Origin of the sequence: Nonomuraea harbinensis, from assembly GCF_019396385.1 — a bacterium.
Lineage (GTDB): Bacteria > Actinomycetota > Actinomycetes > Streptosporangiales > Streptosporangiaceae > Nonomuraea > Nonomuraea ferruginea.
In genome coordinates, this window is sequence record NZ_JAHKRN010000105.1 from 1 (window position 1) to 6,453 (window position 6,453).

At 71.0% G+C, this 6,453-nt stretch carries 7 protein-coding genes and 1 rRNA gene; all 8 read left to right on the forward strand.

Annotated elements, in window-relative coordinates; all coding sequences use genetic code 11:
• Positions 1 to 72: ribosomal RNA gene (gene rrf / locus KME79_RS47710) — 5S ribosomal RNA — on the forward strand; the annotation flags it as partial.
• Between the two features lie 281 nt (positions 73 to 353).
• Positions 354 to 1,676, forward strand: coding sequence for a bifunctional folylpolyglutamate synthase/dihydrofolate synthase (locus KME79_RS44050; RefSeq protein ID WP_308249279.1), 1,323 nt, complete (start codon positions 354 to 356; stop codon positions 1,674 to 1,676).
• Positions 1,676 to 2,026: a DUF4233 domain-containing protein gene (locus tag KME79_RS44055; protein WP_219552603.1), complete on the forward strand. Its 351-nt coding sequence runs from the start codon at positions 1,676 to 1,678 to the stop codon at positions 2,024 to 2,026. Before KME79_RS44050 ends, KME79_RS44055 begins: the two co-directional genes overlap by 1 nt.
• An 83-nt stretch (positions 2,027 to 2,109) precedes the next feature.
• Positions 2,110 to 3,513 (forward strand): hypothetical protein, encoded by a 1,404-nt coding sequence (locus KME79_RS44060; protein ID WP_219552593.1) that lies wholly within the window; start codon positions 2,110 to 2,112, stop codon positions 3,511 to 3,513.
• 136 nt (positions 3,514 to 3,649) lie between these two features.
• Entirely contained in the window at positions 3,650 to 4,060 is a 411-nt protein-coding gene (ndk, locus tag KME79_RS44065; RefSeq protein WP_148029969.1) for a nucleoside-diphosphate kinase, read from the forward strand.
• 274 nt (positions 4,061 to 4,334) lie between these two features.
• The gene (locus tag KME79_RS44070) at positions 4,335 to 5,366 is read left to right on the forward strand and encodes a rod shape-determining protein (protein WP_219552595.1); all 1,032 of its coding nucleotides are present in this window, start codon (positions 4,335 to 4,337) and stop codon (positions 5,364 to 5,366) included.
• The gene (mreC, locus tag KME79_RS44075) at positions 5,366 to 6,244 is read left to right on the forward strand and encodes a rod shape-determining protein MreC (RefSeq protein WP_219552597.1); all 879 of its coding nucleotides are present in this window, start codon (positions 5,366 to 5,368) and stop codon (positions 6,242 to 6,244) included. Before KME79_RS44070 ends, mreC begins: the two co-directional genes overlap by 1 nt.
• The coding region (mreD, locus tag KME79_RS44080; protein ID WP_219552599.1) for a rod shape-determining protein MreD at positions 6,241 to 6,453 on the forward strand (213 nt) is incomplete at its 3' end. The genes mreC and mreD, both read left to right, overlap by 4 nt.

Here is a 6,453-nt window from a genome sequence, read left to right on the forward strand (position 1 = left end):
CCGGAAGTTAAGCTTCTCTGCGCCGATGGTACTGCACTCGGGAGGGTGTGGGAGAGTAGGTCACCGCCGGACAATTTTCATATGGGAAAGGCCCCGACAGTTTCTGTCGGGGCCTTTTTCGTGGGTGGGCCCTGAGGCTTCGGTCTCGGGGGTTTTTCTTATGATGAGCCCCGAGGCTTCGGCTTCGGGGCTTTTCTCGTTTTCTGGGGCCTCGGCGTGCTTGCCGAGGCCCTTTGTGTTTGTCGATGACAGCCTGTCAAGGAGGCGGAATGAGGCGACATCGAGCGTTTCGGTCCGATCGACCGTCGGGGGGTTGTGAGTAAAGGGGTCGCGGTGGTCAGTAGGGTTGAGGGGTGGACTTTCGTGCGGTTGAACGCGCGATCTTGGAGCGCGGCGTCGAGTGGGATTTCGAGCCGACGCTCGACAGGATCGCGGCCCTTCTGGACCTGCTCGGCTCGCCTCAGCGGGCCTACCAGGTCATACACATCGCCGGCACGAACGGCAAGACCAGCACGGCGAGGTTGATCGAGAGCCTGCTGCGGGAGCGCAACCTCCGGGTGGGCCGTTTCACGAGCCCGCACCTGTCATCGATGCGCGAGCGGATCACCGTCGACGGCGAGCCGCTCAGCGAGGAGCGCTTCGCCCAGGTCTATGAGGAGATCGAGCCCTTCGTAGAGCTGACCGACGCGCAGGGCGGTCGGCGCATCCAGTTCTTCGAGTTGCTGACCGCCATGGCGTTCGCGGCGTTCGCCGACACGCCGGTCGACGTGGCCGTGGTCGAGGCGGGCATGGGCGGCTCCTGGGACGCGACGAACGTCGCCGACGGCACCGTTGCGGTCGTGACGCCGATCTCGCTCGACCACACCGACAGGCTCGGCCCCGACATCCCGAGCATCTCCCAGGAGAAGGCCGGCATCATCAAGCCGGGCGCCACCGCCGTGTTCGCGCAGCAGGAGCTGGCCGCGGCCGAGGTGCTGATGCGGCGGGCCGCCGACGTGGGGGCGGTGGTGGCGCGCGAGGGCCTGGAGTTCGGGGTGCTCGGCCGCGAGGTCGCCATCGGCGGGCAGCTGATCACCTTCCGCGGGCTCAAGGGCGTGTACGACGAGGTCTACCTGCCGCTCTACGGCGCCTACCAGGCGAGCAACGCCGCCTGCGCGCTGGCCGCGGTCGAGGCGCTGACCGGCGGCGACGACCCGCTCGACGTCGAGCTGGTGCGTGCGGCGTTCGCGCAGGCGTCCTCGCCGGGAAGGCTGGAGGTGGTGCGGCGCAACCCCACGGTGGTGCTGGACGCCGCGCACAACCCGGGCGGCATGCAGGCGACGCTCGACGCGATGCACGAGGCGTTCGACTTCCCCAAGGTCGTCGGCGTCGTGGCGGTCATGGCAGACAAGGACGTCGAAGGGCTGCTGGAGCTGCTGGAGCCGATGGTCGCCGAGGTCGTCGTCACCCGTAACTCGTCGCCGCGCTCGATGCCGGCCGCCGAGCTCGGGGCGCTGGCGGAGTCCGTCTTCGGCGAGGAGCGCGTGCACGTCACCGAGCGTCTCGACGACGCCATCGACCAGGCCATCGGCATCGCCGACGCGGATGGCGAGTTCGCCGGCACCGGCGTGCTGATCACCGGGTCGGTGGTCACGGTGGGTGACGCGCGGGTCCTGCTGAAGGCGGAGGGTGCGTGATGGGCTTGCTCGGCTTCCAGGTGACTCCTGGCATGCGGCGGCTGGGCGCGAGTGTGCTCGGCATGGAGGCGATCGTGGTCGGCCTCGCCACGCCGGTGATGATCACCATCGGCGGGATCACGCCCGCGCTGGCGGTGACCACCGGCATCGGCCTGGCCGTGTTCTGCGTCATCGCCACCGGGCTGCTCAAGCGGCCCATCGGTTACGTTCTCGGCAGCGTGGCGCAGGTGCTGGCGATCGCCATGGGGTTCCTCGTGCCGGCGATGTTCTTCCTCGGGACGATCTTCGCCGCGCTCTGGGTCACCGCGATTATCGTCGCTCGCCGTGTCGAGGGCGTGACTTCCCGCTAAAGTCGGGCGTCATGGCCGTCCCCCCGATTCATCGGTCCCCAGAGGCCGAGCCGCACGCAGGTCCGGCGCCTGTGCTTGACGCCGTGCTCGGTCTGCTCATCGTGGCCGCGCTGCCGCTGGCGATCGTCGCCGTCCCCAATACCGTGTCCGTCGTCGCCGAGCTGCTGCCCGCCGGCATCGACCGGGTCGGGCTCATGCGCGCCCACGGGCTCGCCCTGCCGGCGATGATGCTGGCCGTGCCGCTCGCGGCCATGGCGTTGCGCCGGGTCAAGGCCGCCCACCTGCTCGTCGCGGGGCTGGCGCTGCTGGCCGTCGCCGACGCGGCCGGCGGCTACGCGGACTCGGCCTTCGTGGCCGGCGTGCTGCGGGTCGCCCACGGTGTCGGCGCCGGGCTGCTCGTTCCCGCCACGCTGGTCGCCGTGTGGGACCGGCCGCGGTGGCTGCGCGGCCTGTGGGCCGGCACGCTGGCGCTGAGCCTGCTGGGTGCCCAGGCGCTCGCGCTCTGGCCGCTCGCCGGAGCGACGGAGTGGCGGATCACGCTGCAGCCCTATCCGCTGCTCAGCGGCATCGCGCTGGCGCTCGCCGCCGTGTATCTCATGCTCTGGTTGCTGCGCGGGCGGCCGTCCACGCCGGGCCCGCGGCCCGAGGATCGCAGCCGCGTCCTGCTCGCGATCGTGCCCGCCGCCGGGGTGGCGGCCGTGGCCATCGGCGCCGCGAGCCAGGACTGGCACGGCGGGCTGATGATCACACTGGCGGCGCTCGCCATGGTGGGACTGCTCGCCCTGGCCTCCATCGGCGCCCGGGAGAGCCGTACGCTCGCGTACACCATGGTGGCGGTCGGCGTCGTGCTGCTGCCCAGCGTCGCCCAGGTGACGTATGTGGAGATGGGCGGCATGGGCGGGCCAGGGCTGAAGGGGCTGTGGGTCCCGTTCTGCGTCGCGGGCGTCCTGGGGGTGGTTGCGGCGGTCGCGGTGCGCGTGTCGGCCGCGTCCAGCCAGTGGCTCACGCAGCTCGGCCTGCTCGCCATGGTCGCCGGGCTGTGCTCGGTGCGCGTGCTGGTGCCCTCGGCGGAAGGGCTGGTGCTGGTCGTGCCGTTCACGCTGCTCGCGGTCGGCGCGTCCGTGGCGCTGACGGCGGCGCTCGCCGACGTGGGGGCGGGGGCGGCCATGTTCGGCCTGGCGCTCTGCTTCCCCGGCGTGCTGGCCGGCTACCTTCTGGGCACCGGGATGCAGAAGACGCTGCTCGACCAGAGTTCGAGGCAGGAGTTCGTCGACAGCTACGTCGGTGTCCTGCATCTCTGGGCGCTGGTCGGAGGGTTCCTGGCCGTGGCCGTGATCGTCCTGGTGTCCGTCATGTCGCGCCGGGCGCCGGCGGCGGAAGGCGGGACCGGCGCGACGATCCGTACGACGACGCCGGAGGACGGGCAGGCGGGCGGCGAGATGCCGCCGGTGCCGCCGCCCGCGCAGTCGCCCGAGGGCGGGGCCTGAGCCGCCGGGAAACGAGGTGACCGGCGTGGGGCGGTAAGCTGTGCCGCAGCTTCGCGATGGCCTGTGCGGCGGAGCATCCCGGGCCAGGCCGTGCTCGTAGCCCGCATCCGCGACCCAGTTCGAAGGAGAACCCGAAGTGTCCGAGCGCACTCTTGTCCTGATCAAGCCCGATGGGGTGAAGCGCGGCCTGATCGGTGACGTGATCGCCCGCATGGAGCGCAAGGGCCTCAAGGTCGTGGCGATGGACCTGCGCACCCTCGACGTCGAGACCGCCAAGGCCCACTACGCCGAGCACTCCGAGAGGCCGTTCTTCGGCGAGCTCGTCGAGTTCATCACCTCCGGGCCGCTGGTGGCGCTGGTGGCCGAGGGTCACCGCGCCGTCGAGGCGTTCCGTTCGCTGGCGGGGCTCACCGACCCGGTGAAGTCGCCTCCCGGCACGATCCGCGGCGACCACGCCCTGGAGATCGGCGAGAACGTCGTCCACGGCTCCGACTCGCCCGAGTCGGCCGCGCGGGAGATCAAGATCTTCTTCCCCGACCGGTTCTGAGGTCCACGGTTCGCCCGAGTGCCCGCAGGCTCTGAAGCCTCGCGGGCATTCGTCGTTTACGGGGCCTACCCGAGGACGCGGCTGGTAGCGCGCAATCCGGGCAAAATCGCGGTGCGCGCAGGGACTTGAGATTTTTGTGGGGCGCACGGGCTCAGTGTGCGGGCAGGTGGGTACGTCACGTTACGATTCGAATTCAGTCCGTAGTCATAGCGGCATTGGATTCGGTCGTGAGTCCTTAGTCCTTTGCGAACGTCACGGGAAGGCTCCGTTCCCCATGGGTAGCAAGCTCGCCTTTCTCGGCCGTGACATGGCGGTCGACCTCGGCACCGCCAACACGCTGGTGTACGTGCGCGGCCGCGGCATCGTGCTCAGCGAGCCGTCGGTCGTCGCCATCAACACCGCCACGGAGAAGATCGTCGCCGTGGGCATCGAGGCCAAACGCATGATCGGCCGTACGCCCGGCAACATCGTGGCGGTCCGCCCGCTCAAGGACGGGGTGATCGCGGACTTCGAGGTCACCGAGCGGATGTTGCGATATTTCCTCCAACGCGCGCATAAACGCCGCCATCTCTCCAAACCGCGCATCATCATCGCGGTGCCCAGCGGCATCACCGGCGTCGAGCAGCGGGCCGTCAAGGAGGCGGGCTACCAGGCCGGGGCGCGCAAGGTCTACATCGTCGAGGAGCCGATGGCGGCGGCGATCGGGGCCGGGCTGCCGGTGCACGAGCCCACCGGCAACATGGTCGTCGACATCGGCGGCGGCACCACCGAGGTGGCGATCATCTCCATGGGCGGCGTGGTCACCAGCAAGTCCATCAGAGTCGGCGGCGACGAGCTGGACCAGGCGGTGATCACGTACGTCAAGAAGGAGTTCTCGCTCATGCTCGGCGAGCGCACCGCCGAGGAGATCAAGATGACGATCGGCTCGGCCTGGGCCGACGGCGAGGAGGCGCACGCCGAGGTGCGCGGCCGTGACCTGGTCAGCGGCATGCCGAAGACGATCATCGTGTCGGCCGAGGAGATCCGCAAGGCCATCGAGGAGCCGGTCAACGCCATCGCCGACGCGGTCAGGTCGACTCTCGACCTGTGCCCGCCGGAGCTGTCCGGCGACCTGATGGACCGAGGGCTGGCCCTGACCGGCGGCGGCGCGCTGCTCAAGGGACTGGACGAACGGCTCAGGCAGGAAACGGGCATGCCCGTACACCTGGTGGAGAACGCCCTCGACTCGGTCGCGCTGGGCACCGGCCGGTGCGTGGAGGACTTCGAGGCGCTGCAGCAGGTCCTGGTTCCGGAGTCGCGGCGCTGATGAGGGACTCGCGCCAGGCACGGCTGATCCTGGGAACTCTTCTGGCGGCGGCCCTGGTCATCCTGACCGTCGACCACAGGACGGGGGAGAGCTCGCCGCTGGAGCCGCTGCGCGCGGCCGGCTCGTGGGTGTTCGGTACGGCCGAGCAGGCGGGGGCGTCGGTGTTCGGGCCGGTCACCGGATTCGTCGAGGCCCTCGCCGGGGCTCCCGCCGCCCAGGAGAGCATCGCCAGGCTCCGCCGCGAGAACGCGCGGCTCCGTGCAGACCTGGCCGCCGGCAAGGTCGACACCATGCGGTCCGCGGAGCTGAAACGGATGCTCGGGCTGGCCTCGCTCGGCGGCTACAAGGTGGTGCCGGCCAACGTGATCGCCAGGCGCGGCCAGCCGGGGTTCGAGGAGGCGGTCGAGCTCGACGCCGGCACCGACGACGGCGTCCGTGCCGACATGACCGTGATCAACGGTGACGGGCTGGTCGGCCGGGTCGTGCACGCGAGCCCGCGCACGTCGAGCGTGGTGCTGCTGAGTGATCCCGCCTCGGCGGCCGGCGCCCGCCTGGAGCAGGGCCGGGAGATCGGCGTGGTGCACGGCGTGGGAGAGCACGGCCGGCTGCTGCGCTTCCAGCTTCTCGACGCGACGGCGCCCGTGCTGCGGGGCTCGCGCCTGGTCAGCTTCGGCTCCCACCGGGGCGCGCCGTACGTGCCCGGGGTGCCGATCGGGGTGGTCGAGCGGGTGGAGCCGGCGTCGGGCGAGCTGACGAGGACCGCGTACGCGCGCCCGTACGCGGACATGACCGCGCTGGACGTGGTCGGCGTGGTGGTGCAGCCGCCCGCGCGCGACCCGAGAGACGCGGTGCTGCCGCGGAGGGAGGGGACGCGATGACGGCTGTCGTGGCCGTGGTGGTGGCGCTGCTGGTGCAGTTCGTCCTGGTGAACCGGCTGCGCCTGCCGGCCGGGGGAGCGCCCGACCTGGTGCTGCTGGCGGTCGTGGGGGCCGCCCTGGCGCGCGGGCCCGCCGCCGGGGCGGTGCTCGGGTTCGGGGCTGGGCTGCTCGTCGATCTCGCGCCGCCGACGGCGCACGTGGCGGGGCTG